Source organism: Cohnella mopanensis (genome assembly GCF_022352055.1).
GTDB classification, from domain to species: Bacteria; Bacillota; Bacilli; order Paenibacillales; family Paenibacillaceae; genus Cohnella; species Cohnella mopanensis.
The window spans coordinates 1-375 of the sequence record NZ_JAKRWM010000055.1 but is presented as its reverse complement, the minus strand read 5'-3'; the positions used below and the strand labels follow the sequence as shown (position 1 = coordinate 375).

Annotated in this window: 1 protein-coding gene; it reads right to left on the bottom strand. The window is 52.0% G+C overall.

Annotation, left to right across the window (positions count from 1 at the left end; genetic code table 11):
• Nucleotides 1-375, bottom strand: a 375-nt coding sequence (locus L3D05_RS26930; RefSeq protein ID WP_239619334.1) for a hypothetical protein, incomplete at both ends; no start/stop codon positions are given.

Here is a 375-nt window from a genome sequence, read left to right as displayed (position 1 = left end):
TTGCGCTAGCACCTGAAGAAGTCAGCGTCATCACGCCGGTAAGGGAATTGTAGATTGCCGTGATATTGCCATATGTCACTGCGCTGGTGTTGCTGAAGCCCAGCACATCTTCGCCCGAATGAAGGTTACCGGTAATAGCAACCGTCGCGCTGGCTAAGGTGTAATTATCCAGATCGGATACCGTAATTCCGGAATCAACGGCGATAGGCGTAGAGGTTACATTATTGCCTGCCGTAAAAGCACTATTCCCCCAGCTTGTAGTCACAATAGGCGACTGGTTCGTGTCAGCTACGGTGATGGTCTTCGTTGCCGTGTTGCTATCATCCGAGTCGTCATTTACGGTGAAGCTGATCGTGCGCGTCGCCGTATTCGGCG